The organism is Nocardioides sp. BGA-UO-ETr-FS32 (assembly GCF_059567905.1).
In genome coordinates this window covers 766,663-791,455 of record NZ_JCAQOX010000017.1, presented here as the reverse complement: position 1 = coordinate 791,455, position 24,793 = coordinate 766,663, and the positions used below count along the sequence as shown (strand labels likewise).

At 71.7% G+C, this 24,793-nt stretch carries 25 protein-coding genes; 9 read left to right on the top strand and 16 right to left on the bottom strand.

Annotated features, from left to right (window positions below; genetic code table 11):
- Positions 1–128: 128 nt before the first annotated feature.
- The 3 genes from AC57BS_RS23980 to AC57BS_RS23970 are packed head-to-tail and all read right to left on the bottom strand — an operon-like array spanning position 129 to position 3,933.
- Positions 129–857 (bottom strand): response regulator, encoded by a 729-nt coding sequence (locus tag AC57BS_RS23980; RefSeq protein WP_496413953.1) that lies wholly within the window; start codon positions 855–857, stop codon positions 129–131.
- The gene (locus AC57BS_RS23975; protein ID WP_496413952.1) at positions 854–2,470 is read right to left on the bottom strand and encodes a sensor histidine kinase; all 1,617 of its coding nucleotides are present in this window, start codon (positions 2,468–2,470) and stop codon (positions 854–856) included. Before AC57BS_RS23975 ends, AC57BS_RS23980 begins: the two co-directional genes overlap by 4 nt.
- Before the next feature lie 50 nt (positions 2,471–2,520).
- Positions 2,521–3,933: an alpha/beta hydrolase family protein gene (locus AC57BS_RS23970; protein WP_496413951.1), complete on the bottom strand. Its 1,413-nt coding sequence runs from the start codon at positions 3,931–3,933 to the stop codon at positions 2,521–2,523.
- Between the two features lie 104 nt (positions 3,934–4,037).
- Here AC57BS_RS23970 and AC57BS_RS23965 point away from each other — a divergent pair, with 104 nt between their 5' ends.
- The gene (locus AC57BS_RS23965) at positions 4,038–4,766 is read left to right on the top strand and encodes an EcsC family protein (RefSeq protein ID WP_496413950.1); all 729 of its coding nucleotides are present in this window, start codon (positions 4,038–4,040) and stop codon (positions 4,764–4,766) included.
- On the opposite strand, the gene AC57BS_RS23960 is transcribed toward AC57BS_RS23965, so the two are convergent.
- The 5 genes from AC57BS_RS23960 to AC57BS_RS23940 form a co-directional block, all read right to left on the bottom strand.
- Positions 4,759–5,238 carry a hypothetical protein gene (locus AC57BS_RS23960; protein ID WP_496413949.1) on the bottom strand — a complete coding sequence of 160 codons (480 nt, stop codon included), beginning with the start codon at positions 5,236–5,238 and terminating at the stop codon, positions 4,759–4,761. The genes AC57BS_RS23965 and AC57BS_RS23960 overlap by 8 nt on opposite strands.
- The gene (locus tag AC57BS_RS23955) at positions 5,235–8,294 is read right to left on the bottom strand and encodes a DUF1194 domain-containing protein (RefSeq protein WP_496413948.1); all 3,060 of its coding nucleotides are present in this window, start codon (positions 8,292–8,294) and stop codon (positions 5,235–5,237) included. The genes AC57BS_RS23960 and AC57BS_RS23955 overlap by 4 nt, the downstream gene beginning before the upstream one ends.
- Before the next feature lie 319 nt (positions 8,295–8,613).
- Complete coding sequence (locus AC57BS_RS23950) at positions 8,614–9,969, bottom strand: CotH kinase family protein (RefSeq protein WP_496413947.1); 1,356 nt, start codon at positions 9,967–9,969, stop codon at positions 8,614–8,616.
- Positions 9,966–10,736: a VTC domain-containing protein gene (locus AC57BS_RS23945; protein WP_496413946.1), complete on the bottom strand. Its 771-nt coding sequence runs from the start codon at positions 10,734–10,736 to the stop codon at positions 9,966–9,968. Before AC57BS_RS23945 ends, AC57BS_RS23950 begins: the two co-directional genes overlap by 4 nt.
- Complete coding sequence (locus AC57BS_RS23940) at positions 10,733–11,329, bottom strand: DUF4956 domain-containing protein (protein ID WP_496413945.1); 597 nt, start codon at positions 11,327–11,329, stop codon at positions 10,733–10,735. The genes AC57BS_RS23945 and AC57BS_RS23940 overlap by 4 nt, the downstream gene beginning before the upstream one ends.
- 121 nt (positions 11,330–11,450) lie before the next feature.
- On the opposite strand from AC57BS_RS23940, the gene AC57BS_RS23935 reads away from it, so the two are divergent.
- Together AC57BS_RS23935 and AC57BS_RS23930 are read left to right on the top strand one after the other, a co-directional pair.
- Complete coding sequence (locus AC57BS_RS23935; protein WP_496413944.1) at positions 11,451–11,810, top strand: hypothetical protein; 360 nt, start codon at positions 11,451–11,453, stop codon at positions 11,808–11,810.
- Positions 11,807–12,217 (top strand): hypothetical protein, encoded by a 411-nt coding sequence (locus AC57BS_RS23930; protein ID WP_129453209.1) that lies wholly within the window; start codon positions 11,807–11,809, stop codon positions 12,215–12,217. The genes AC57BS_RS23935 and AC57BS_RS23930 overlap by 4 nt, the downstream gene beginning before the upstream one ends.
- 9 nt (positions 12,218–12,226) lie before the next feature.
- Here the strand turns inward: AC57BS_RS23930 and AC57BS_RS23925 are convergent, their stop codons facing one another.
- Both AC57BS_RS23925 and AC57BS_RS23920 read right to left on the bottom strand, forming a co-directional pair.
- Positions 12,227–12,940: a Type 1 glutamine amidotransferase-like domain-containing protein gene (locus AC57BS_RS23925; protein WP_496413943.1), complete on the bottom strand. Its 714-nt coding sequence runs from the start codon at positions 12,938–12,940 to the stop codon at positions 12,227–12,229.
- 47 nt (positions 12,941–12,987) lie between these two features.
- Positions 12,988–14,460, bottom strand: a complete 1,473-nt coding sequence (locus tag AC57BS_RS23920) for a calcium-binding protein (RefSeq protein ID WP_496413942.1) — start codon at positions 14,458–14,460, stop codon at positions 12,988–12,990.
- 144 nt (positions 14,461–14,604) lie between these two features.
- On the opposite strand from AC57BS_RS23920, the gene AC57BS_RS23915 reads away from it, so the two are divergent.
- From AC57BS_RS23915 to AC57BS_RS23895, 5 genes are all read left to right on the top strand, one after another.
- Positions 14,605–14,907: a hypothetical protein gene (locus tag AC57BS_RS23915; protein ID WP_496413941.1), complete on the top strand. Its 303-nt coding sequence runs from the start codon at positions 14,605–14,607 to the stop codon at positions 14,905–14,907.
- Positions 14,908–15,015: 108 nt separating this feature from the next.
- A complete protein-coding gene (locus AC57BS_RS23910) occupies positions 15,016–15,936 on the top strand; it encodes a LysR family transcriptional regulator (protein WP_496413940.1) in 921 nt (306 codons plus the stop codon).
- A 67-nt stretch (positions 15,937–16,003) separates the two neighbouring features.
- A complete protein-coding gene (locus tag AC57BS_RS23905) occupies positions 16,004–16,519 on the top strand; it encodes a hypothetical protein (RefSeq protein WP_496413939.1) in 516 nt (171 codons plus the stop codon).
- A gap of 17 nt (positions 16,520–16,536) precedes the next feature.
- Positions 16,537–17,151 (top strand): hypothetical protein, encoded by a 615-nt coding sequence (locus AC57BS_RS23900; RefSeq protein WP_496413938.1) that lies wholly within the window; start codon positions 16,537–16,539, stop codon positions 17,149–17,151.
- A 312-nt stretch (positions 17,152–17,463) separates the two neighbouring features.
- Positions 17,464–18,195, top strand: a complete 732-nt coding sequence (locus AC57BS_RS23895; RefSeq protein ID WP_496413937.1) for a hypothetical protein — start codon at positions 17,464–17,466, stop codon at positions 18,193–18,195.
- Positions 18,196–18,311: 116 nt separating this feature from the next.
- On the opposite strand, the gene AC57BS_RS23890 is transcribed toward AC57BS_RS23895, so the two are convergent.
- From AC57BS_RS23890 to AC57BS_RS23875, 4 genes are all read right to left on the bottom strand, one after another.
- Complete coding sequence (locus AC57BS_RS23890) at positions 18,312–18,734, bottom strand: DUF309 domain-containing protein (RefSeq protein ID WP_496413936.1); 423 nt, start codon at positions 18,732–18,734, stop codon at positions 18,312–18,314.
- 45 nt (positions 18,735–18,779) lie between these two features.
- The gene (locus AC57BS_RS23885) at positions 18,780–19,475 is read right to left on the bottom strand and encodes a GAF and ANTAR domain-containing protein (protein WP_496413935.1); all 696 of its coding nucleotides are present in this window, start codon (positions 19,473–19,475) and stop codon (positions 18,780–18,782) included.
- Between the two features lie 96 nt (positions 19,476–19,571).
- Complete coding sequence (locus AC57BS_RS23880; protein ID WP_496413934.1) at positions 19,572–20,540, bottom strand: YihY/virulence factor BrkB family protein; 969 nt, start codon at positions 20,538–20,540, stop codon at positions 19,572–19,574.
- A 110-nt stretch (positions 20,541–20,650) separates the two neighbouring features.
- On the bottom strand, positions 20,651–21,187 hold the full coding sequence (locus AC57BS_RS23875; RefSeq protein WP_496413933.1) for a hypothetical protein: 537 nt from the start codon (positions 21,185–21,187) through the stop codon (positions 20,651–20,653).
- Position 21,188: 1 nt separating this feature from the next.
- On the opposite strand from AC57BS_RS23875, the gene AC57BS_RS23870 reads away from it, so the two are divergent.
- Positions 21,189–21,341, top strand: coding sequence for a hypothetical protein (locus AC57BS_RS23870; RefSeq protein ID WP_496413932.1), 153 nt, complete (start codon positions 21,189–21,191; stop codon positions 21,339–21,341).
- Here the strand turns inward: AC57BS_RS23870 and AC57BS_RS23865 are convergent.
- Positions 21,338–22,054, bottom strand: a complete 717-nt coding sequence (locus AC57BS_RS23865; protein WP_496413931.1) for a GAF and ANTAR domain-containing protein — start codon at positions 22,052–22,054, stop codon at positions 21,338–21,340. The genes AC57BS_RS23870 and AC57BS_RS23865 overlap by 4 nt on opposite strands.
- A 137-nt stretch (positions 22,055–22,191) precedes the next feature.
- A complete protein-coding gene (hrpB, locus tag AC57BS_RS23860) occupies positions 22,192–24,735 on the bottom strand; it encodes an ATP-dependent helicase HrpB (RefSeq protein ID WP_496413930.1) in 2,544 nt (847 codons plus the stop codon).
- Positions 24,736–24,793 lie beyond the last annotated feature (58 nt).

Here is a 24,793-nt window from a genome sequence, read left to right as displayed (position 1 = left end):
TGCGTGTCGCCGTACGCCGCGCCGGCTGGCGGTGAGTGAGACACGTTCCGGACGCCGAAAAGGTGCCTCACGCACCGCCCGACCGGGCAGCGGTGAGTGAGACAGGTTCCGGACGCCGAAAAGGTGCCTCACTCACCGCTCGAGGGCGTACGGCCGGGGCTGGACTGCTGCCAGCGGTACTCCACCTCAGGCCGCCCGCTGCCGCCGTAGCGCAGCGCCCGCGTCACCAGTCCGACGTCGGCGAGGTGCTCGAGGTAGCGCCGGGCCGTGACCCGCGAGCTGTCGAGCCTCTCCGCGAGCTCGCGCGCGGACAGCACCCCCGGCGGCGTACGCAGGTGGTCGATCGCCTCGTGCAGTCGGTCGGCGGTCAGGCCCTTGGGCAACGCACCGTCGGAGGTCGCCACCCGCAGCGAGCCGAGCATCCGATCGACCTCGTCCTGCACCACCTCGTCGGGCGCGGCGCCGAGCTGACGGCGGTAGTCGGCGTACTGCTCGAGCTTGGCCCGGAACATCGGGAACGTGAACGGCTTGATCAGGTAGAGCACGACGCCGTGCGCGACGGCCCGGCGCACCATCTCGGCGTCGCGGGCCGAGGTCACCGCGATCACGTCGACGAGCGCACCGCCGGCCCGCAGGTTGCGGAGCAGGCCGAGGCCGTGGCCGTCGGGGAGGTACATGTCGAGCAGGACGAGGTCGACCTCGCGCTCGCCCAGCATGCGCGCGGCCTCGGTCGCGGAGTGCGCGACACCGACGACCTCGAAGCCGGCGACGCGGCTGGTGTACGCGGCGTGCGCCTCGGCGACGAGCGGCTCGTCCTCGACGACGAGGACCCGGACGTTGCTCGTGGAGTCGTTCACGGCTGCTCCCCCAGCACCACGACGAGCTCGGCGCCGCCGAGGTCCGACCTGCCGATGGTGACCCCGCCGCCGAGGCGGCGAGCCACCTGCGAGACGAGGGCCAGGCCCACGCCGTGCAGGTCGCCGGCGTCGGCCTTGGTGGTCCAGCCGCGCTCCAGCGCGTGGGCGGCCTCCTCGGGCGTCAGCCCGGGTCCGCTGTCCCCGACCACCAGCCGGGCGTGGGTCGGCGAGCCCTCGAGGTGCACCACGATCCGCTTCTCGGCGCTCCCGGCGACCGCGTCGATGGCGTTGTCGACGAGGTTGCCCAGCACGGTGACGAGGTCGCGTGGCGAGCCGACGTCGAAGGAGGCGGGCAGCTCGCCGGTGACGGTGAGCGAGATGCCGCGCTCGGCGGCCTCCGCGGACTTGCCGAGCAGGAGGGCCGCGACGACCGGGTCCCCCACCGCGCCGACCACCCGGTCGGTGAGCATCTGGGCGACCTTGAGCTCGTCGGTGACGAAGTCGACCGCGTCGTCCGGGCGGCCCATCTCGATGAGCGACACCACGGTGTGCAGCCGGTTGGCCGCCTCGTGGGTCTGCGCGCGCAACGACTCGGTGAGCCCCCGTACGGTGTCGAGCTCGCCCGTGACGGCCTGCAGCTCGGTGTGGTCGCGGAGCGTGACGACCGCGCCGACCTCCTTGCCGTCCCAGAAGGCGGCGCTCGAGCTGGCGACGAGGACGTGGTCGCCGGTGACGTAGACCTCGTCGGCGCCGCGTTCGCCCGCAGCCGCCTGGACCAGGGCGGGCGGGAGGCCGAGGTCGTCGAGGGAGCGGCCGACGACGTCGTCGGGCAGGCTCAGCAGCCGGCGCGCCTCGTCGTTGACCAGCTGCACCCGCCCCTCGAGGTCGATGAGCAGAAGTCCCTCGCGGACCGCGTGCAGGACGGCGCTGTAGTACTCGTACATCCGGGTGATCTCGCGCTCTCCCATGCCGTGGGTCTGCCGCTGCAGCCGCTGGGCGATCAGCCCGGCGCCCACGATGCCCACGAGCAGCACAGCCAGTGCGGCGACGACGATGTCCCAGAACTCGTCGACCAGCAGGTCGTCGAGCTGGGTGAGGGTGATGCCCACCGCGACCAGCGCGACCACCGGCGAGCCGGCGGCGGCGCTCGCGCCGCTCGCGCCGCCCGCCCCGACGACCGGCACGATCGCGCGGATCGACGGCCCGAGCGTGCCGACGTACTCCTCGGTGTAGACCTCACCCTCGAGCGCGCCGCCGAGGTTGCCGATGAACGTCTTGCCCAGCTGCTCCGGGCTGGGGTGCGACCAGCGGGTGCGGTCAGGGTCCATGATCACGACGAAGTCGACGCCCGTGTCGACGCGCACCGCCTCGGCGAAGGGCTGGAGCAGCGACGAGGGGTCCTCGGTGTCGACCGCCTCGTGCACCACCGGCGAGCGCGCCACGGCCCTCGCGACCGACACCGCCTCGTCCCGGGCGCTGGCCCGGATGTCGGTGCGCGCGTCGTACGTCGCGAGGGCGAGCGCCGTGACCACCAGGACCAGCACTGCGATGAGCTGCAGCACCAGCACCTGGCGCGCCACGGACTGCTCGCGGCGGCGGGGACGCGTCAGCACCGGCACATCGTAGGTCCAGCCGTGACGGTGCCCACGCGATCAGCCACGGGTCACGGCTCGATCCCGATGCCGGGGATGCGCGACCAGGCCCGCTCCTGCGCCGCCGTCATCGTGGGCCAGCGGTACCCGCCCGGTCGCGGCTCGACGCGGTCGGCGTACGGCGCGGGGGTGAAGGTCGGGTCGACGAAGCAGCCGGTGCCGTACGTCGCGTCGAAGCCGGGGCAGGCCGCGGCGACACCCGCCGGGGTCGGCTTCGCACCGGTCTCGGTCCACGTGGCCAGCGCGTCCATCGCCGCGGCGTACCCGCTGTTGCTCAACGAGCTGTGCTCGGACTCGGCGGTGAAGACCTGCACGAGGTCGTCCGCGGTCCCGGCCCCCTCGCGGGTCGCGCGGTAGGCCGACTCGTGCTCGATGAAGACGGTCGGGTCGTCGATCGCGTGCAGGGTGACCGTCGGGATGCGTACGGCGCCGGTGAGGTCGCTGTCCCACGTGAGGTCGCGCCTGGCGGTCGGGTCGGCGGAGAAGCGCTCGACGCCCTCGTTGAGTGCCTCGTCGTCGTGGCTGCCGGAGTAGGTCACGCCCTCGTTGCTGAACGGGTTCCGGCCGTCGAGGCGGTGGTGCACGATGTCGCGGAAGGTGAAGGTGGCGAAGCGCAGGTGCGACTCCAACGTGCGCTCGGGCACCTTCGTCACGGCGAGGATGTCGTCGAGGTTGCGCTGCTGGAGCGCCGTACGCTCGGCGGGCTCGGACTGGTAGCCGGTGCACTCCTGCAGGCGCGAGCGCAGCCCGGCCGACGTCATCGTGGAGTCCTTCCGGAGGCCCATCCAGAGGGGGTACTGCGGCTCGGTCGGTCGTGGGTGGTTGCCGCAGTAGTACTGGTAGACCACCCGCAGGTCGACGCGGTAGTCGTAGCCGCGGGAGGCGCCGGAGAGGATGCCGTTGGTGAGCAGGACCCCGTCGTACGTCGTCGGGTGCACCTCGACCAGTTTGGCGGCGACGTCGCCGCCCCACGACTGCCCGTGGGCGTACGTCCGGCCGGGCACGCCGAAGGTGTCCTCGAAGACCTCGCGGGCGCTCTCGGTGTCGGCGACCGCCATCCGGGTGCCGTAGCCGCCGCGGCGGTAGGCCGAGCCCACCCAGGCGTAGCCCTCGCGGGCCATGACGGCCCACCGGTCGAGGTCCCCGACGCTGCGCTCGGGGTCGGAGCCCGCGGTGAGGCTGGGGCCGCCGTGCGTGTGAACGACGAGGTCGCCGTTCCAGTCGTGCGGGACGGCGATGGCGTAGTAGGCGCCGTTGGCGTCCTGGCCGGTCCAGCAGTCGGCCACGTCGGCGACGCCAGCCGGGCAGGCCGCGGGCGTGGGTGCGGTGTCGGCCATGGCGGGCACCGGCGCGAGCAGCGCTCCGGTGAGGACGGCGGCGCCGGCCGCGACGACGGCGCGGGCGAGGCGTGGGCGGTGGGTCATGACGAGCCTCCGGTGGGGGGTGCGGGCGACCGAGTGCGCCCGGATGCCCTGACGCTAGGAGGGTGTGACGTGTGTCTCACCCTTGTGTTCGTAGTGTTTGTCGCATGGGACTCAAGGACCTCCTCACCTCCGGCCGCTCCGAGGCCGCCACGACCAAGTCCGCCCTCGAGGCGGCCGAGGACCCGCGGCCCGACCCGGGGGCGATCGACCGGCTGGTCGACATGCTCCTCGACGTCGGCCTCGACGGGCGCGGACCGCTGAGCCCGGTGCGGGGCGTCGCCGACGAGGCGCTGCGCAAGGCAGGCGGCGATCGCGAGAAGGCGATCGCCGCGCTGGCCCGGCGCAGCACCCTCACCGGCGGCGCCGGCGGGTTCGTCACCGGCCTCGGCGGCTTCGTCACCATGCCGGTGTCGCTGCCGGTCAACGTCGCCGGGTTCTACCTCCAGGCCGTCCGGATGGTCGGCGGCATCGCGGTCCTCCGCGGCTACGACGTCGACGAGCCCCGCGTACGCTCCGCGATCCTGCTGACCCTCGTCGGCTCCGACGCCGAGGAGGTGCTCAAGAAGGCAGGGATGACCTCGGCCGGCAGCGCGGCGACCTCGTACGCACTCAAGGGCCTGCCGCCCGCGGCGCTGATGATGGTCAACAAGGCGGTCGGCTTCCGGCTGATGCGCGGGATCAGCGAGAAGCTGCTCTCCCGGCTCGGCCGCGGCGTCCCCTTCGCCGGCGGGATCGTCGGTGGCGGGATCGACGGCTTCATGATGAAGAAGATCGCCGACCACGCGATGAAGGAGTTCCCGGTTGTCGGCGACGTCCGCGGCATCGTCAGCTGACGACCCGCAGACCCGCCTCGCCCCAGGTGATCTGCAGGCGTGAGTCGGCGGTGAGCTCCACCTCGGCGCACCCGCGGGTGGAGGAGGCCTCGCCCTCCCCGGGGACACGGCAGACGACCACCGGGCCGGTGAGCCCCAGCTCGAAGTCGCCGGTCCCGGACACGGGTCGCGCCAGGCCGCCGACCGCCTCCACCTGGTCCTTCGTCAGCGGCACCGACGCATAGGTGAGGTCATCCCCCGGGTCGGTCCCGGCCGCCTCCCACAGGTCGGCGATCCGGTCGGCTGGGACGAGCGCCACCCACCCACCGCCGTCCGGCACCTCCGGGCGACCTGTGTCGTCGACCAGTCGGGCCGACCCCGCAGGACCGTCGCTCCCGCCAGGCCCCGCGGGGGGTCCGTCCTGGCCGCACCCCGCGACCAGGACGACGACCAGGGCCGGCAACAGTGCGCGCACCCCGGTCCGCTGCCTCACGCGAACGCCACCTCCACGTCGTACACCGTCCCATCGACCAACGTCACACGGAAGGTGTGCGTCGTCCCCGACCACGCCTTGGGGGTCTTGGCGTTGACGTGCCAGACGAGGCCCGAGCGCGTGATGGCGTAGGTCGCGCCGTCCGCCACGAACCGGGCGGAGGCGACCGCATCCTCGGCGTCGGGTCCGCTGAGCGACCACTTGAGGGGGATCGTCGAACCCGCCTGGGCGCGCGTCCCGTCAGCGACCGGCTCGGTGAAGCCGCCGAAGTCGACGTCGCTCCCCGGCCCAGGAGGCGGCGTGCCGACCCTCGTCACGACGAGCTGGACGGTGGCGGTCGAGACGTTGCCGCCGGAGTCCGTCGCCGTCAGCGTGATCGTGTGCGTGCCTGCGGTGAGGGTGTCGGCGCGTCGGGTGACCAGGCTGCCGGTGCCGAGGTCTCCATCCAGGCTGGAGGACCAGCGCATCGTCGTCTCAGCCAGCGTGCCGTCCTCGACGTCCTCCGCCGTCCCCGAGAAGGTGACGGTCTGGGCGCCCACGACGGTCGTCGCGTCCGACGGGCTGGTGATGGTGACGGACGGAGCCAGGTCGGGGAGTGAGAACGGGGACGAGGTGCGCGTCACCACGTTGAGCCCGTCACTGGTGATCACCCGGAACCGGGCGCTGGTGCCGCCGGGCAGGCCGCGCCGTGCCGCGGTGACCGACTGGCCGGTGAGGTCGATGCCGACCACCTGCCAGTGCGCTCCGTCGTCGGGGCTGTAGAGGACCGTGCTGCGCGGCTCGGGGCCGTCCGCGTCCTGCGCCGACCAGCTGAAGGTCACGTGCGACGCGTCCCCACCGGGCCGGTCGACGAGCGACAGCGTCGGGGTCGAGGGGCTCGCCTCCGTCGTCGCCACCACCGATGCGCCCTGCGTGATCCGTGCCTGCGCCGCCCCGACGAGGCCGGCCGGGACCACCACGTTGAAGAGGCTGTCGGACGCGGCAGTCACGGATTGTCCCGGGACGGTGTCCTGGTCGGAGTGGACCGGCGTGAAGCGGACGGAGTGCAGAACGGCACCGGAGGCGTCGAGCAGCTCCAGCAGGTGGCTGCCCTCCGGGTCGTCCGTGGTCGGGGCACGGTCGACGAGCAGTGCGGGCGCGAACCCGCCCTCGGCGCCGTCGGCGCGCAGGGTCCCGCGCAGGACCAAGCCCGATCCCGCGACGACGTCGCGGTCGCCGTCGTTGATCGGCGACCGGTCCTCGTAGAGGAGGTGCTGGTAGTCGGGGATCCCGATCCACCGGGACTGCCCGGCACCGACGCAGTACGACATCAGGGCGAACGTCGCCTGTGGCTCCACGACGGCCAGCGCCGGGGCGACGTCCGCCAACCGGGTGTCGAGCCCCCACACCTCGGTCTGCACGTCGCCCACCGACCCGATCGCGGCGCGGCGGTCAGAGCCGACGTCGATCCAGTGGGGCCACTCGGGAGCGTCGGTGTCGGCCACCTCGCCGCACCAGCCGCGCTTCGCGGTGTTCCAGAACAGGAACTCGTCGTAGCCGTTCTGGTCCGCGTTGACGGAGTGGTGCATGCCGAGCGAGTGGCCGATCTCGTGGACGACCCGGTTGCGGGCATAGCCGGCGTCGTCGGCCTCGGTGAGGCCGCCGTCCCAGCCGGACGAGACCCGGCCCGAGGCCAGGCCTCCACCGTCGGTGCCATGGATGACGCCGTACCAGCGGTTGCCGTCGGACGCTCCCTCGATCTCTCGGGCCGTGTTGAGCGCTTCGTTCACGTCGGACAGCGCGTTGCTGTCGCCTGCGGGACGGGCGTCCAGCTCGAGCTCGGTGAAGTCCGCGCGCCAGCCGACCGTGGGGAACTGCGCCACCACGCGGCGGTGCTGCTCGTCGAGCGCGGCCCAGTCGGTGTCGGGTGCTCCCGGCCAGGTGATGGCGCGGTAGCTGAAGTCGCCGGCCCACCTGGCGTCCTGGAAGTAGACGAAGGTCCCACAGGTGATCGTCGCTCCGGTCTCGTCGATGCAGGCGGCGCCTCCGGGCAGCTCCAGGGTCAGCTCGATGCCGACGCCGGTGTGGCGCGTCCACTCCGAGGGCAGCACGAAGTTGAGGCTCCGGTCGAGGTCGCTCCGCTCGTCGACGGCGTCACCGTCGACCACCACGCCGTTCTCGCCGTTGGTCGCAGTGAGGGGGCTGCCGGGGAGCTCGACGCCGTCGCGGACGCCGCGGAGACGACCGTTGACCCGCGCCGTGCTCCCGTCGGGCGTCTCGACGAACGCGCGGACCATCGTGGGCTTGGCCTCGATGAGCGGGTGATTGTTGTCCCAGTCCTGCAAGGCCTGGTTGACCTCGACCGCACGCACTCGCATGGCGTCGTTGGCGCACCCACCGATCAGCGAGGTGAACTCGGTGGTGGTCCGGCTGACCGTCACGGTGCCGCCACCGAAGACGTGGGGGCCGTAGGCGCGCTGGGCGGCCGCAGCGTCGAAGTACGGCGGGTCCTCGATCGCCACGACGGAGTACTTGTCGACCCCGCTGTCCTCGGCGTACGCCACTGCCGCAGGGAGGTACTCGCCCGAGTTCTCCTCACCGTCCGTGGACATGCACAGGACCCACTCGCTGCCCGGCCGTCCACTGGCCAGCAGCTGGTCGGCACCCGCTCTCACCGCGTCGCCCGGGTTGGTGGAGCTGCCCATCTGCTGGATGCCCAGGATCGTGTCGGTCACGGCCTGGACGTCAGTCCGGTCTTCGAGGGTCGTCAGCGGGACCTCGGTCCGGGTGGACTCGTCCCACCCGTTGGAGGACCACTGGATCACGCTCACGGCGACAGTGCCGTCGAGGGGGAAGTTCTGCTCGTCTGCCAGAGCGGCCGCGTAGCCCTGCTTCTGCAGGGTCCAGTCGTTGCTGTCGATCGACCCGGAGCCGTCCATCAGGAAGACGAGGTCGAGGGTGGGCACCGGGTCGCCCGGATCCGGGACCGAGGACGCCGGCGCGACCGCGGCCCCGATGAGGACGACCGATGCGGCCAGACCGAAGATGGACGAACGTCGGACAGCGCTGCGCTTCATGGCGAATCTCCCCCGAGATGGAAACGTTGGATCGACCGTCCCACCGCAGTCTCCGTGTCTGCCATAGCCCATTCGGGTAGGACCGCGTAGTGCACTCGTCCTAGCCCGGTGCCGCAGTCGCCACGGTCATCACCATGCGAGTCGGGGCGGCCTCCGGCCGGCTTCCTGGAGCTGCTCGCGATGGAGGAGTTCCCGGTGGTGGGGGGTGGGCGGTCGGATCTGGAGTCTCCGGATATCCGGTGACCGCCCTGCTTACAGGTAGAGATCTCTACCTGTAAGCAGGGAACTCGGCCACGAAGCCGGGTCCGATCCCGCCGACTCAGCCCGCGATCCTCTCCCGGATCGCGTCGGCCTCCTCCTGCACCACGTCGGCGTCGACGAGGTCGCCGGCCTGCTCGGTGAGGACCTCCACCCACTGGTCGCGGACCTCCTCGGCGTACCCGCTGTCGTAGAGCTCCTCGGTGAGGTCGGCCTTCGCCTGCTCCACGAGGTCGGCCCACTCCTCGACCGCGGTGAAGCGCTCGACAAGCACGTTCGTACGCCCGCCCGGTCCACCCATGCCACCGGGGCCGCCCTCGCCGAAGCCGGGCCGCTCGCCCTCGGGCAGGTCAGTCGGCATCTCGGTCGGCATCCCCTCCGGAGGCTCCGGCCGCTCCCCGTCCCCGCCCGGGAAGCCGCCGCCCGGCACACCCGCGCCCCCACCAGGCGCACTGCCGAAGGCGAGGTTGTGGTCCCACGCCACGACGGTGAAACCGCCGGTCTCGGCGTCCCAACGCAGGTAGGAGTTGTTGCCCGGGCCGTCGATGTCGTCGAAGTTGTCGACCACCTCCTCGAAGGCGAGGTAGCGCGCGAAGGCCTCCACGTCGAGGCGCTCGGGAAGCTCGGCGGCGAAGTCCTCGTCGCTGCTGTTGTTGAGGAAGTCGAGGAAGTCGATGAGCGGCGTGAGGTCGTCGTCGCCGGTCTCCTGGTCGAAGACGTCGGCGTACGCGTCCGGGTCGTCGCCGCGCCACGACCAGTCGCCACCCGCCTCGGCCTTGTAGAGCAGGCCCTCCGTCGAGAAGTTCTCGGCCTCCCACTCCTCGTCGAGGTTCTGCACGACGAGCCGCAGCCGGGCGTCGGCGCCGTTGACGCTGAAGGACGACGCGACGGCGTGCTCGCTGGCCAGCCCGGCCTCGGCGAGCAGGTCGAGCGCGAGCGCCTCGTTGAGCGCGGTCTCGGTGCTGTTGGAGCGCACGATGAGCTCGCTCCAGCCGTCGACCGACTGGTCGGCGACGAGCTTGTCGAGCCGGATCAGCCAGGGCAGGTCCGTCGGGTCGGAGTCGTCGCCGACGCCGCGGAGCGAGGAGTTGCCCTTGAGCCGGACGCCGGCGCGTTCGAAGACCTCCCCGTCGATCGTGACGGTGGCCTCGAGCCACTCCTTCTCGTCGGTCTCCTGGTAGGTGTCGACCATCGCCGCGACCGCGTCCTCGTCGACCTCGACGGAGATCTCGTGCACCTCGCTCGCCTCCCAGACGCCCGCCCCGTCGGCGACGTCCCGGGCTGCTGCCGCGACACCGGTCGCCGAACCGGCGTCCCGGTCGGACGTGCCGACGGCGCAGCCGCCGAGCGTGAGCGACGCCAGGACGGCGAGGACGGCGAGGCGCTGGTGGCCGGGGCGGGCTGGCTGGTCGCTCATGCGAGGACTCCTTCGTGGAGGGTGAGGTGGTCGGCGAGGTGGCGTGAGGTGACGCGGTGCCAGCGGTTGCGCTGGAGGTCGGGGGTCAGCAGCGCCAGCCCCGTGCCGTACTTGGAGATCCGGACGGGCCGGTGGCCGAGCTCCCACAGCCGCCGGTCGAGCGGGCCGGGGCGGTGGCTGCCCGACTTGGTCTCGACGACCAGCACGTCGCCGACCTCGGCGGTGCCGTGGCCGGAGACCCAGCGGAGGTCGCGGTCGACGGTGGCGCGGCCCCCGTCGGAGGGGAGCATCAGGGTCGTACGCCGGTAGCCGGTGTGGAGCGTCGCGACCAGGCCGGAGGGGTCGACGTCGGGCACGTACGCCGCGGCGAGCCGGGCGCGTACCCACTCGGCGGCGGTTCCGGCGACCTCGGTCCCGTCGTGGCGCAGCCGCTCCTTGACGGTGGTGCCGCGCGGGCCGCGGGTCTTGACCTCGAGCCAGCGCTCGCCGGTGTCGGCGTACGCCCGGGTACGGACCTTCCAGCGGCGCCGCCGGCGGTGGGCCGCTGCGGTCCAGCTGTCGAGGCCGACGGTGTCGAGGTAGGTCGACTCGTAGCGGGACGTCCGCCGGCCGTCGATCTCCAGCACGCGCAGCCCGTCGATCCCGGTGACCACGGCGGCGAGCTCGCCTGCGGGGATGACGTACTTGCGGTCGACGCGGGTCAGCAGCTCCGCGGCGCCGTTGAGCTCCGCGAGGGAGACGGCGTCGAGGTGGTCGAAGTTGCTCATCGGGTGACCGCCGCGTCGTGGCGCTCGGCACGCGGCATCGCCGGCCGCGGCGCGACGGCGTAGTGCACCTCGACGGTCGTCGTGTCGTTGACCAGGTCGACCCGCATCGGCGTGACCCGGTTGACCTTCGCGTCGAGGAGCAGCTCGAGGCGGGTGACGAGCTCGCGCTCGTCGGTGACAGCCGAGTCGAGGACGACGACCTGCCGCAGCCCGGTGGCGTGCAGCAGCCGGCTGTCGGCAAGGGCGAGCACGACGACCAGTCCGACCATCAGCGCGATCGACAGGGGCACGTCGCCGGTGCCGAGGCCGCCGAGCAGGCCGACGGCGAGGGCGGCGAAGTAGTAGGCGATCTCGTGCTGGCCGAGCTCGTCGGAGCGCAGCCGGATGATCGACAGGACGCCGAAGAGGCCGAGCCCGAGGCCGACGGTCGCGGCGCTGCTCGCCAGCACGATCGTGACGGCGAGGACGCCGACGTTGACCGCGACGAACGCGGTCACGAGGTCGGCGCGGCGGTGTCGGGGGTAGTAGACGGCGAGGGCGAGCACCAGCACGGCGACGAGGTCGACGGTGGCGAGCAGGTAGGTGGGATTCATCGGGATCCTTCGAGGCGCGGCGGTCGTCTGGGGTGCCCCGAGCGTCGCGGCCGTGCCTGTCGGCGACCTGACACGATCCTGTGGCGGTGCTGTGAGATGCGCTCTGGGACAATCGACCTTCGTGGACGGACCCCTGCCCCTCGCGCTCCTCGCCGCCTCGCTGCTCTTCGCCGCGGTCGTGCTGGTCTACGTCGTGCTCGACCGCACGCCCGACTGGGGACTGCTCGGCTTCGCCGCCGTCATCGAGGTCGCGACCCTGGTCCTGATCGTGGTCGCGGCCGTCCAGGTCGGAGGCGCCGACCTGTCCGGTCCGGCGCTCATCACGTTCTTCGGCTACCTGGTGGCCGGTCTCGTGCTCCTGCCCATGGGGTTCGCGTGGTCGCTTGCCGAACGCAGCCGGGGGGCGACGGCGGTGCTCCTGATCGCCGGACTGGCGCAGGCCTTCATCGTCGTACGCGCGCTGGCGGTGTGGCGCTCGTGAGTCGCGCCGCCACCTCCTCCTCCACGTCCTCGGGCCTGGGCCGCGCGCTCGTCGCGGTCTACGGCGTCTTCGCGCTCGCAGCGACCGCCCGCTCCCTCGTCCAGCTGCTCACCAAGGCCGACGAGGCACCCCTCGCGTACGCCCTCTCGGCCGTCGCCGCCCTCGTCTACGTCGCTGCCACGCTCGGCCTCGCGGAGGTCGGGCCGGACCCGCGCCGGCTGGCGTGGGCGGCGGTGGTCTTCGAGCTCGTCGGCGTGCTCACCGTGGGCACGCTGACCGTGCTCGACCCGGAGCTCTTCCCCGATGCGACGGTGTGGTCGGCGTACGGCGCGGGATACGGCTGGCTGCCGCTGGTCCTGCCGTTCGCGGGCATCGCGTGGCTCTGGCACACGCGGGCGCGGGACTGAGCCGGAGCATCAGTCAGCGGCCGATCCCTCGATGAGGTCGGTCCCGGACGTCAGGGTCCGGAGCTGCCTCCACTGCCCTTCGGAGACGACGTCGACCTCGCCGTCGACCACGGTGATCGCCGTCTGGTCGTCCATCGCGTACGCCGCGTTGGGGACGCCGGCCGCCCACTCCTCGGCATCGGCCATCGAGTTGCCCGGCATGCCGTCGGCTGCCAGGTGGGGGCAGATCGAGAAGTCGACGAGACCCAAGGTGGTCTCGTCGCCGCTGGGCGGTCGCCACTGGATGAAGTCGTCGCCCACGTGGGGAGTCATCACCATGCTCCCCGCGCTGAGCCCCACCCAGACGGTCTCGCTCAACGACGGCAGCAGGTCCGCCAGCCCGGACTCGCGCATCCAGTGGCTGAGGTAGAGGACGTCGCCGCCCGCGACGAGCAGGGCATCAGCTTCCCGGACCAGCGGCACCCAACGCTCCTCGTCGAGGCTGGGCAGGGCGGTGAGCTCGAGGACTCCGACGGACCTCCAGCCCAGGTCGACCATCGGGTTCTCGGAGGTCCCGCTGATGAACTGCCACGCCCTCTCGCCCGGGCCGACCATCGGGTGTCCGTACATCGCAGTGGGGATGCACAGCGCGGTGGACTCCTCGACCGGCTTTCCGATGAGCTCGACGAGCGCGTCACGGATGCTGGCGTTCGTCACGCCGCCCGAGGTGAGAAGAAGCTTCACGGTGTCTCCTGGGTGTGTGCGAGGTACGGGACCGTCAGCATGGCTGATCAGGCCAGCGGTGAGACCACCCACCGGATGTGGCGGCTGAAGCCGGGGTCGTCGTCGAGCCAGTCGCCCACGATCTCCGACTGGGTACGGTCCCAGGGCCAGCCTTCAGGGCCCCATCCGGTCGCGCCCCACGCCTCGAACGATGCCCCCATGGTGGAGGACTGGTCAGGACAGCTGACGGCCCTGGTGCCGTTGCCGGCGCCCACGACGTCGAAGGAGTACTGGTCCATGTGCGGGGCCAGGAGGAAGTCGGCCGACCAGTTGCGGTCGAGGGTGCCGCTCTCGGTGAAGGAGCAGTCGCCGTAGTAACCCGAGCCGGTGTAGCTGCCCGTCGCCGACTCGTAGCGCCACATCGCGCTCGTGGCCGGGTCGCCGTGGCGCACCACCGTCATGGTGATGGACCAGTCGTACGTGTCGCCGGAGTAGTCGCCCTCGCTCACCTCGTGCCCGCTGACCTTCAGCTGCCAGCGGTCCGGGAACCCGCCGTCGCGGCACGAGACCTTCACCTCGGCCTCGCAGATGTCGGCGTCGTCCGCCGAGTTGGCGGGGCCGCCCGGCGAGCCTCCGTCGCAGCGGTCCCTGCCGGCGCCGCCGTCGCACATGTCGCCGTCGGGCCCGCCCCGGAGGTCGACGTCGTCACCGCCGGCGCCGTTGATCATGTCCGCGCCCGCCCCGCCGTCGATCGCGTCCGGGTGGTCACTGCCGTTCAACCAGTCGGCGCCGGCGTCGCCCTGCAGCAGCGTCCCGGCGTGCTTCGCAGTGAGCAGGTCGCTGCCCTCGCCGCCGTAGAGCGCCTGGCCGGCGTCGCCGGTCGTCAAGGTGTCGTCGCCGTCGTCGCCGTAGCCGAACCCACCGACCCCGGTGCCGGTCAGCACGGTGTCGTTGCCGGCGTCTCCGTGGAGCACGTCGCTGCCGGCGTCACCGTCGACGGTGTCGTTGCCCGGCCCGCCGTGCACGTCAGTGTCGTCGCCAGGGCCGGCACCGATGCTGTCGTCGCCGTCCCCACCGTCGATGACGTCCGCGTGCTTGCTGCCGATGATCATGTCGCCGCCAGCACCCCCGTCGAGCAGCGTCCCGGCCGTGGTGGTGGTCAGGACGTCGTCACCTCGACCGCCGTAGAGCCCGATGCCGTCGGCCTGGGCGACGATCACGTCGTCACCTCCCTCCCCGTAGAGCAGGCCACCGGTGCCCGCGCCGGACATGATCCGGTCGTCGCCCCCGCCGCCGCACACGATGTCGAGGCCGCCGCGGCCCCGGATCTTGTCCTTCCCGCCGCGGGCGACGATCACGTCACGCTTGGCGGTGCCCTTGATGGTCTCGGACTTGTTGGTGCCGACGATGGTGGCCTTGAAGCCGGCACACCTCGGGCGGGCTGAGTCGACAGCCATGGCCGACATGGGCTGGGTGGGCGCGACCAGCGCCAGCGCGAGGACGAGGGTGGCTGCGCCTCGCCGCGGATTCGGGATCTTCATGGCAGCAGGCTGCCGACCGCCGCTTGCGATCCCCTTGCCAACCGCTTGTGCCCGTGCACGATGCCGTCCCGGGTGCTGGGTGCATGGCGATCATCGACCGGGGAACTGGATGGGAGAGCCATCCACGAGTGAGGGGACGAGTCCATGACCAGCCCGGACGACAAGACGGCCAAGCCCGCAACCGAGGAGCGTCGGTCGACGCCGAACTCGTCCGGCCCCGAGGGGGCAGCAGGCGGCATGGGTTCGAGCAGCGAGCGCGTCGGTCCGACCGGCAGGGGTCAGGTCGGAACCGACGGCCTGCGGGACACGACCCAGCTCGACACCCCCGAAGATGCACCGCCGGAGCAGAGCGCCGGTGGCGAGGAACCCCAACCGGACGGGTTGGAGCCGAAGGCGGGATATCCCCGGTCGGACCCCCGGCACGAGGACAAGCCCTACCGCGCCTGATCCGATCGAGCGGCCGCCGACGGTGCCTGGTCAACGGGCTCCAGCACGGTAGGTGAGGCGTACGCGGTTTCGTGGACGCCCGATGAGCCGGGTGGGACGATCCCGGGTATGGACCTCGACCTGACTGCCGTCGAGAGCTTCATCGCCGTCACCGACGCGCGGCACTTCGGGCGCGCTGCCGACAGGCTCGGGATCTCGGCGTCCGCGTTGACCAAGCGCATCAAGAGGCTCGAGGCCTCGGTGGGTGTCCCGCTGATCGAACGTGACACTGCCGGCTACGCGGGACTCACCCCCGCCGGTCGACGTTTCGTGCAGTTCGCCCCGCAGCTGGTCCAAGCGGCCCAGGCCGCGAAGACAGCCGCGACGGGGGCGCCCGTCGAGACGCTGCGGCTTGCCGTACCGGCCGGCGTCGGTGTCGTGGCTCCACTGATGCCGCAGGCGCTGGCAACGCTCGAGCTGGCGCTGCAGCACGCTCATCCCGACGTGGGCATCGAATCCGTACGAACGGAGTTCCCGGAGCTGACCCCCGCCCTCCTCGCGGGCGACGTCGACGTGGTCCTGACGTTCGGACCCTCCGCCAGTCCCGAGGTGACCTCGACCCGGCTCTCGGAGATCCATCGGGTCGGGTTGGTCGGCGCCACGCATCCGCTGGCGTTCAGGCGCGCGGTGGACGTCCACGAGTTCGCGCGGCTCCCGATGATCTACAGCCCTGACCTGCCCGACGAGTACATGCAGCCGTTCATCCTCGCCGACGTACGTCCGCTCGAGGAGGCGACGTTGGTGCCGATCAGTGCCACGAACACCGCTCACGTCGCCCAGCGCATCCTTCGCGGTCGAGAGGTGACCGTGGTGCCGGTGGCACTCACGGCGAACCTCCCTCCCGAGCTCCAGCGGGTGGGGTTGATCGGCGTTCCGGCCAGCTGGTACCACGCGCACCGGCGCAGCGGCGACGACCGGCCGGCGCTGCTGACGGCGATCGACCTGATGACCGACTTCACGGACTCGATCACCCGGTCGGCGCTGACCTGACGCAGCCGCTGTTTCCGCAACGGAAACAGCAGCCGTCCGGAGCATGGGACGGGACTATCGTCCGGCTGTGACGAGTCCGGAAGCGTCGAGCCTGCAGTGGTCCGGCCGCGACTGGCGGATGCCCCTGTGGCTGTGGGTCGGTCTGGCGACGATGTTCTTCAGCGTGCTGCACATCATCCTCGACTTCGGCGTCGGTCTGTTCGACCTGCGCGGCACGCTGAGCGTGTCCGAGGCGGCGACGGTCCTCGGCGTCGCGCTCATCCAGCTCTGGTGGGCGATCTCCTTCATGGCGGGCGCCCGCGGCAACGGCGGCGGCGTCGCCAGCGCCGGGATCCTCGGCGCCGGCTGGTCGGCGCTGACGAACGGCTACCCGATCATCTACTGCCCACCCGTCTGCGAGGAGGCACGGCCGCTGACCGACGTCGCCCACGTCGGCAGCATCGTGTTCGGCATCCTGCTGGCATTGGTCGCCGTCTGGTCGCTGTGGCGCGCCCGGGTCCGCCCGGGTTGGTTCATGCCGACCGTCGCCGCAGCGTTGGCGCTCGGGACGATCGTCGCGCTGGCGAACACCCCGATCACCTAGGCCGGGAAGGCACGTCGATGGCGATCCAGACCGCAGAGGCGCCTGTACGGGCGGCTTCCGACCGGAGCCCTGGCTTGGCGCTGGTCCTCGTCGGTGGGCTGCTCGGCCTGGCGTGGGCCGCCGGTCTGCGCGGATTCATGGCGCAGATCGTCCCGGAGGACTCGAGCGTCAGCTGGTCGGGCACGTTCGGCTACATCCTGCTGCCCGGCCTGGTGATCGGGCTCCTCCTGGGGTGGGCCGAGCACCTCCGGCGTACGGGTGGACGTCGCCGCTGGCGCTGGCTGGCCCTCTCGCCCCTGCTGTTCGCGGCGGTCCTCTTCAGCGAGGGTCCGCTGGGGGTGCTCGGGATCTTCGAGGACGGCCTCGGAGGTGGAGCGATCGGCGTACCCGTCTACGCCATGGCAGGCGGGTACGCCATCTCCGGACGTGGCCCTCGATGGGGCAGGCTCGCCTGCGGCGCGCTGGCCCTCACCGCCATCCCGATCTGGGCGCTGACCGTCGAGTCCTTCGCCGGACCCGACCTCGGCGTCACCACACCCCGCGGGCTCTGGGTCGCGCTGTACTACTACTCGTTCCTCGCCCTCGCCATGATCACGGCCGCCGTCCCGCACCGACCCACGATCGACACATGACGCTTGTCGCTGGGCCGCTGCCCTCACGGACAGAAGTCCGGGTCGCACACCGCTCCATCGCTTGAGACCTGTCGTTCTCCTGCGAGCGCTCGGTGACTGGACGCGGCCACCGTCGACCTGCTGGTCACCGATCGCCGATGCTGCCGGCGAGACCTGCCGCGGCGAGGCCGCAACCATCGTGGGCTGGAGTTGTCCGGACGCTTGGACTAGACCACTGGTGGGAGGAGGACCGATAAGGCAACGCGCCTCCGAGGCGGCACCTAGCCTCGGCGGATGCGCGTCGTGCCGAGCTCCCGCACCATCGTCCTCGGCGTGGCCGCCACCGCCCTGGCCGTCAGCTTCTCAGGTGGAGCGCTCGCAGCGGCGCTCATCACCGGCGCCGACATCAAGGACGGCACCGTCACCACCGCCGACATCAGGAACGAGACCCTGAAGGTCAAGGACATCTCACTCACGGCACGCGAGTCACTTCGTGGTCAGCAGGGTGAGACCGGTCCGGCAGGGCCGCAGGGCCCGACGGGAGCGACCGGGGCCACTGGCGCACCCGGGCCGGAAGGACCGCAAGGGCCGCAAGGGCCGCAAGGGCCGCAAGGCCTGACGGGAGCCGACGGTGCCACCGGAGCGGAAGGGCCTCAGGGGCCGACGGGGCCGATCGGCCCGAGCACCGTCTACCGCGTATCGCCGGCCGACGTGAACCTGCCCGGAGGGGGAGGAGCGATCGTGGCCTCCCTGAGCCTCCCCGCGGGGGCCTACGCGGTCACGGCCACCGCCCAGCTCGGCCATTCCGAGAGCACCTTCCAACCCGTTCTGTGCCGTGTCCAGCTCGGATCGGAACCGGCTTCGCAGTACGGCACGCTCCTGCAGTCGGCCTTCTCGGGCAACGTCTACACGGTGCCGCTGACCCTGAGCCAGGCCGGTCAGCTGACCGGGCCAGGGACCGCACAGCTCATCTGCCTCAACAACTCGGGTGACGCCACCGACGTGGTCAAGGTCGACCGCATCGTCATGTGGGCGGTCCGGGTCGGCAGCCTGGTCACCCAGTAGCGGCCACCCGACGCTGAACTGGGCGACATCACGCCGGGGCAGGCGACCGGGGTCCTGCACGGAACCTCGCCGACGCGTCCCGGTAGATCGATCGGTGGCCACGTGGTGGGCCCGTGTCAGTCGGGCGCGGCCATGCGGTGGATCCGCGTGCGGAACTCCGCCAGCTCGAGCCCGTACGTCGGACCGCCGGTCGCGGCGTACCGCTCGAGCCGGCCGTTGCCGCGCTCGAGCAGTCGCTGCGCGCCGGTGGCGTTGCCGCGCAGGGCGTGGGTCAGCCCGACGCACAGCTGGGCCAGTCCCTGCCAGAGGTCGTGCTCAGCCTCGGGAGCGTCCTTCCAGCGGGCCTCGAAGACCTCGTGGGCCGAGAACGGCCGGCCCTGGTCCAGCAGCTCGATGGCGAACTGCACCGTGTCGTGCGGCGGCAACGGGTCCTCAGAGACCGGCTCGACCCCCTGAGCGCCGTACGGCAGCGGACGGCCGAGCTCGTCGCGCGGCCTGGCCTGGCGCGGCCGGCCCTCCTCGTCGCGGTCCCTGCTCACCGGGGGGCCGCCCTGTCGCCCCCCACGCGCAGGGACAACGCCCCATCACGCATCGGCTGCTCCGTCTGGCCGGTTGCCCGGCGTGGCGAGGAGCCGTTCTGCGACAAGACGCAGCTTGAGGTTCTCCTGGTTCGAGAGGCGGGTCAGGAAGCCGAAGGCGCGGGCTTCGTCGACCTGGAAGCGCTCCATCACCATCCCGACGGCCTGACCGATCAGCTGACGGGTCTTGACTGCCTCCTCGAGCTGGTCGACCCTGCGGGCGTAGTCCAGCGCGACGGCGGACTGGTGGGCGAAGAGGTCGGCGATCACGCCGAGGTCCTCGAAGGCACCGACCTTGTCGGAGTAGAGGTTCAGGGCGCCGTTCGAGTCGGGGGCGTCGAAGAGGCGGATACCGGCCTGCGCCCGGATTCCCGCTCGCAGTGCCACAGGCGCGTACCGCGGGAAGCGGTCATCGGCCGCGAGGTGGGGCGACACGACGTGGACGGTGTCGACCGCCGCCTCGTAGCAAGGCCCCTCCTGCAGCTCGTACTGCGCCGCGTCGACTTCTCGCAGCATCTCGTGGGTCGGGGCGACCGTCTCCAGCCGGCCGTCTGCGTGCTTGATGGTCAGGCTGCTCGACTGCACGTCCGGCAGGACCTCCACCGCGGCCGCCGTGATGTTGGCGAGCGTCTGGTCCAGGTCGCCAGGCCGAAGGGCGGTGGCCAGGCGCCGGGATGCCTCGACGATGCGGTCCTCACTCATTGCCACAGCGTAGGTCAGGACGGCGTGCAGCGTCCTCGCCGCGAGGGCTCGCGCTGCTCCTCGCGTGCGGATCGGGGCGAAGTGGCGCTTGGGCGGTCAGGGACGTTTGAGGTGGTGCGGCGTGCTGTCAGCGACGACCGCGCCTCGCTGGCCCATCGGGCGCTCAGGCCCTGTCGTGGAGTCGTACATGGTCTGCCTCTCGGACTCCCCGTTGACCGCTGCTCCGAACACGACCAGCAAGACGGTGAACCAGAGCCAGAACATGCTGATCGCGACACCGGCCAGCGAGCCGTAGATGGTCCCGTAGGTGCCGAGGTTCTGCACGTACGCGAAGAGCGCGGCGGAACCCGCTGCCCACAGCACGGTGGCGCCCACGGCTCCCCACGTCGTCCATCGCCACTGCGGGTTCTTGCGGTCCGGGGCGAACCTGTAGAGGACGGCGAGCGTCGTGCACATCAGCACTGCCATCGCTGGCCACGCGGCCATCCCCGCCACGGCACGGACGTAGGCAGGTGAGCTGTCGATGGCTCGGGTGGTCACGCCGGCGAGAGCGATCGCCGCGCCCAGGAGGAGCGCACCGCCGAGGACGAACGAGAGACCCAGTACGGTCCGCCGCACGAAGCCCCTGGTCTCGGTCTCGTGGTAGGCCACGTTCAACGCGTCGATGAGAGCCACCATCGCCGTCGTGGCCGTCCACAACGCGAGCCCGAGGCCGACGAGCCCGCGCGCCGTCAGCACCTCCGTCGACGCGGTGGTGATGCTGGTCAGCTGGTCGGTGACCAGCAGCTCCACCTGCGGCGGTAGTACCTCTGCGATCCTTGCGAGCTGGCTGCGAGCCTGGGCGGGCGTGTTGAGGGCGCCGTAGACCGACAGTGCGGTCACCAGCACTGGCGCGACGGACAGGACGGCGAAGAACGCGACCCCGGCGCTGAGGAAGGGAAGCCGAGCCTCCACCACGTGGGCCACAGCGCGCCGCATGAGCTCGCGCCAGCTCTGGGCCGACAGGTGCCGAGGGGCGACAGCGTGGTCGACCCGAGCCGCGAACTTCCTTCGTCGCCGCTTCACTGCACCATCATTCGCTCCGCCGGCCCGGGTGTCGATGCCCGACCTGGCGACAGCCGCGAGCGGGCGACAGCCCGCCCGCGGTACTCCCACCCATCCCGGGCCCGCCGGGGTTACAGTCTCGACATGGGACGACAGTGAAGCGGGTGCTGCGGCTGGCCATCGTGGACGACTATCCGGTGGTCGTGGCCGGGGTCGCCTCGTTCCTGGCGTCCGAGAACATCCACGTGGTCGAGACCGGGGCGCTGACGCCCGTGATCACCGACGTCGACATCGTCCTCTACGACACGTTCGGCCAGGTGCAGGGCGTCGGCATCGACCTCCAGGACTTCGTGCGCGACAGCGGCGCGAAGGTGGTCGTCTACAGCTGGAACGTCGAGCCAGGCATGATCAGGCAGGCCATGGCCGGTGGTGCCAGCGGCTACCTCTCGAAGGTCCTCACCGGTCCCGAGGTCGTCGCCGCCCTGGAGCGCGTCATGGACGGCGAGGTCGTCGTCATCACCGGTGAGTACGAAACGAGCGTCGGCGGTGTGGGCGACTGGCCGGGACGGTCTGCGGGTCTGTCTCCGCGTGAGGCGGAGGTGCTGGCACTGGTCACCCAGGGGCTGAGCAACCAGGATCGCCGATCGCGTCTTCCTCAGCACCAACACGGTGAAGACCTACATCCGCTCGGCCTATCGGAAGATCGGCGCCCAACGCCGACCACAAGCGATCCTGTGGGGATTGGCCAACGGCTTCGAGCCCGACGCCCGGCGCACGGTCGATCGTGCTCATCTGGGACGGCCCCCGGCTGCAGGGAGCTAGCTGGCCACCGATCCGACGTTCGACGGACGCGACGGCAGCTGCCGTGTGCGGACGATCTCCATGGCGACGACCGAGAGCTTTCGGTTGGAATGAGACGAGATCCGCCGCAGGTAGTCGAACGCCTGGTCGGCATCGATGCCCAGACGCCCCATCAGGAGGCCCTGTGCCTGGCCGATGATCGTGCGGCTGTCCATGGCGACCTTGAGCTGGTCGATCTGTCGTCCAGCGTCGATGGTCACGGCCAGGTGGGCGGCGAGTGCCTGCCCCACGGCGACATCTTCTTGATCGAACCGGTGGCGCTGATCGGCGTAGAGACTCAACGCGCCGTACGAGTGCCTGCTTGTGTACACCAGGAGCGACATCATCGAGCCGACGCCGAGATCGGCGTGGACACGGCTTGCCCAGAGGGGCCAGCGACGTTCCTGCGTGAGGTCGTTGCTCACCAGTGAGTCCTGGTCACGCATCACGTCGAGGCACGGCCCCTCGGAGAGCTCGCTCTGCAGGCTGTTGGCTCGGCCGACCAGGTCATCGGTGCCCACCTCGGTGGACAGCCTGCCCCCCTCGTTGACCGTGAAGCCGGCGTGGTCACAGCCGCTCACGATCAGTACGGCGCTGCCGACGGCGATCTGGACTCGGGTGTCCTCGTCGGGGGCGGCGTCCAGCGCTTGCGCGAGCCGGGTGAGCTCGACCATCAGGTGGCGTACCTCGCGCACGATCCATCACCTCCAACAGGCCCCCAGATGGGCGGCAGGCAAGTGGGACGCTAGCCATCCGACAGGTGCGCAACTACATCCCCGAGGGTCATCTCTCCACCCCAACGAGATTCACCTCAGGCGGGTCGACACACCACTCAGCTCCGGCGAGCCTTGTTCGTCCGCGCGGTGGCTGGTGCGCTGCGTGGATCCTCGGGCCAGTCGTGCTTGGGATAGCGCCCGCGCAGGTCAGCGCGCACGCCCGGGTAGCCGTTGTCCCAGAAGGACTCCAGGTCCGCGGTGACGGCGGCCGGGCGTCGCGCGGGGGAGAGCAGGTGCAGCAGGAGCGGGACCCTGCCGTCGGCCAGGACCGGTGCTGCGGTCCAGCCGAAGACCTCCTGCAGGCGCACGGCGAGCACCGGCTGGTCCTGGGAGTAGTCGATCCGCACGCTCGACCCGCTCGGCACCTCGACGCGCTCGGGAGCCAGGTCGTCGAGCCTGCCCGCCTCCGGCCACGGCACCATCGCTCGCAGGGCAGCAGTCACGTCGAGGCGACGAAGGTCCTGGGCCGAGCGGACCCGCGCCAGCTGCAGCCCGAGCCACAAGTCGAGGTCCTGCGTCAGTGCTGCGTCGCTGACGTCGGGCCACGGGTCACCGAGCGCGCGGTGCAGGAAGTCGAGGCGGGCGCGCAGCGCCGTGGCCGCCTCCGTCCAGGCGAGGAGAGCGATCCCCTCCTTCGCGACCGCCTCCCGGATCGCGTCGCTCACGGCCTGCGCGGGTGGATCGCTCAGCGGGACCGAGCTGAGCTCGATCGCTCCCAGCAACGTCCGTCGGCGAGCCAGCACCCGCCCGCCGGTCCAGGTGACCTCGTCCACCTCGGTCCACAGCGATCCCGCTGCCTCCAGCGCGAGGTCCTCGGTGAGGGGGGCCGCAGCGCGGATCCGGGCCTCACGTTGCCCGGGCCGTCGCTCCGCGTCACCGACCGCGAGCCACTCCAGTCCGGCCAGCGGCCCCGGGTCGCGCGAGTCGAGCGCCGCGCCTGTCCCGGACGCCATCAGGTAGCTCGACGTGCCGGAGCGCTTGCGGGCGATCCGGTCCGGGTGCGCCAGGGCCACCACCAGACCCACCGCCACGTCGTCGGTGAGTGCTCGGGCGTGGCTCGACGTCGCTCTCCGCTCGCCGGCGGTGTCCTGCTTCGCGACGACCTCCTCGAGCCTGGTGACCTGGCGGCGCCACGCTCCTGCCCGCTTGTCGGCACGCAGCGAGCGGAGCGCGGCGACCAGGTCCGCGCCGGGAGCGCGTACGTCCTCGCTCAGCATCGCGACCACCTCCGAGGCCCGCTCGGCCCCGACGAGACCAGCCCCGTCGATGAGCGCACGCGCCAGCCTGGGATCGACGGGCACGCCGGCGATCACCCGGCCCCGCGGGGTGACCCTCCCGTCCTCGGTCATCGCCCCCAGACCCATCAGCACCTCCGTGGCCGCCGACAGTGCGTGCGCCGGGGGCTGGTCGAGCAGTGCCAGGTCGTGGACGTCGCGGCTGCCCCAGCACGCCACCTCCAGGGCGAAGGCCGTCAGGTCGGCGGTGGCGATCTCGGGCTCCGGGTGGGCGGCCAGGTGCGCATGCTCCGCCTCGGACCAGCACCGCAGCACGGTCCCCGGACCCAGCCGTCCGGCCCGTCCCGCCCGCTGCTCGGCCGCTGCCCGACTCACCGCGACGGTGACCAGGGAAGCCAGTCCCCGTCGGTGATCGGTGCGTGGCTCGCGCGAGAATCCGGCATCCACCACGACGCGTACGCCCGGCACCGTCAGCGACGACTCGGCGACCGCGGTCGAGACGATCACCCGTCGACGCGGGCCCTCGCTGAGCGCACGATCCTGCTCGGCGCCGGACAACCGTCCGTGCAGGGCGTGCACGGCCGCGTCCACGCCGGCCAGGCGACGTACGGTCGCCTCGACCTCCGCGACACCCGGCACGAAGACCAGGACGTCCCCCTCGTGCCCGACCAGCGCACGACGCACGGTCGCTGCGACATGGTCGTGGAACGCCGGGGTGATCCCCCGGTCGTCGGTGCGGCGCACACCCGCAGGGGGCGGGCACCAGACCGCTCGAACGGGGTGCAGGGCACCCGGGACGCGAATCACCGGAGCGCCGCCATCATCGTCGCGTCCGAGCAGGGCGGCCGTCCGTTCGGCCTCGATGGTGGCCGACATCGCCACCAGGGACAGGTCCTCACGCAGGTTGGCCCGGACGTCGACGAGCAGCGCCAGGGTCAGGTCGGCGTCGAGGTGGCGCTCGTGCACCTCGTCGAGCACGACGGCCCCGACGCCGACCAGCTCGGGATCGTGCTGGATCCGCCGGAGCAGCAGACCGGTCGTGACGATCTCGACACGGGTACGTCGACTGCTGCGACGGTCTCCGCGTACGGAGTATCCGACCGTCTCACCGACCGGCTCGCCGAGCAGGTGCGCCAGCCGACGGGCAGCAGCGCGGGCGGCGATGCGGCTGGGCTGCGTGACGACGACCCGTCCGTCGACGACCCCGGCGACCGCAGGTGGGACCAAGGTCGTCTTGCCGGTGCCCGGCGGTGCGTGGACCACCGCGACTCCGCGAGTCCGAAGTGCCTCGACGAGCGGTGCGAGGCCCGCGGTGACCGGGAGGTCGGGCGGCGCGGCGAGCAGGTTGCGCAGCGGGTCGGGCACTCGTGCAGTGTGCCTGACACGCCTCTGCGGATGACGCTGCGGGACACCCGCGGGGCAG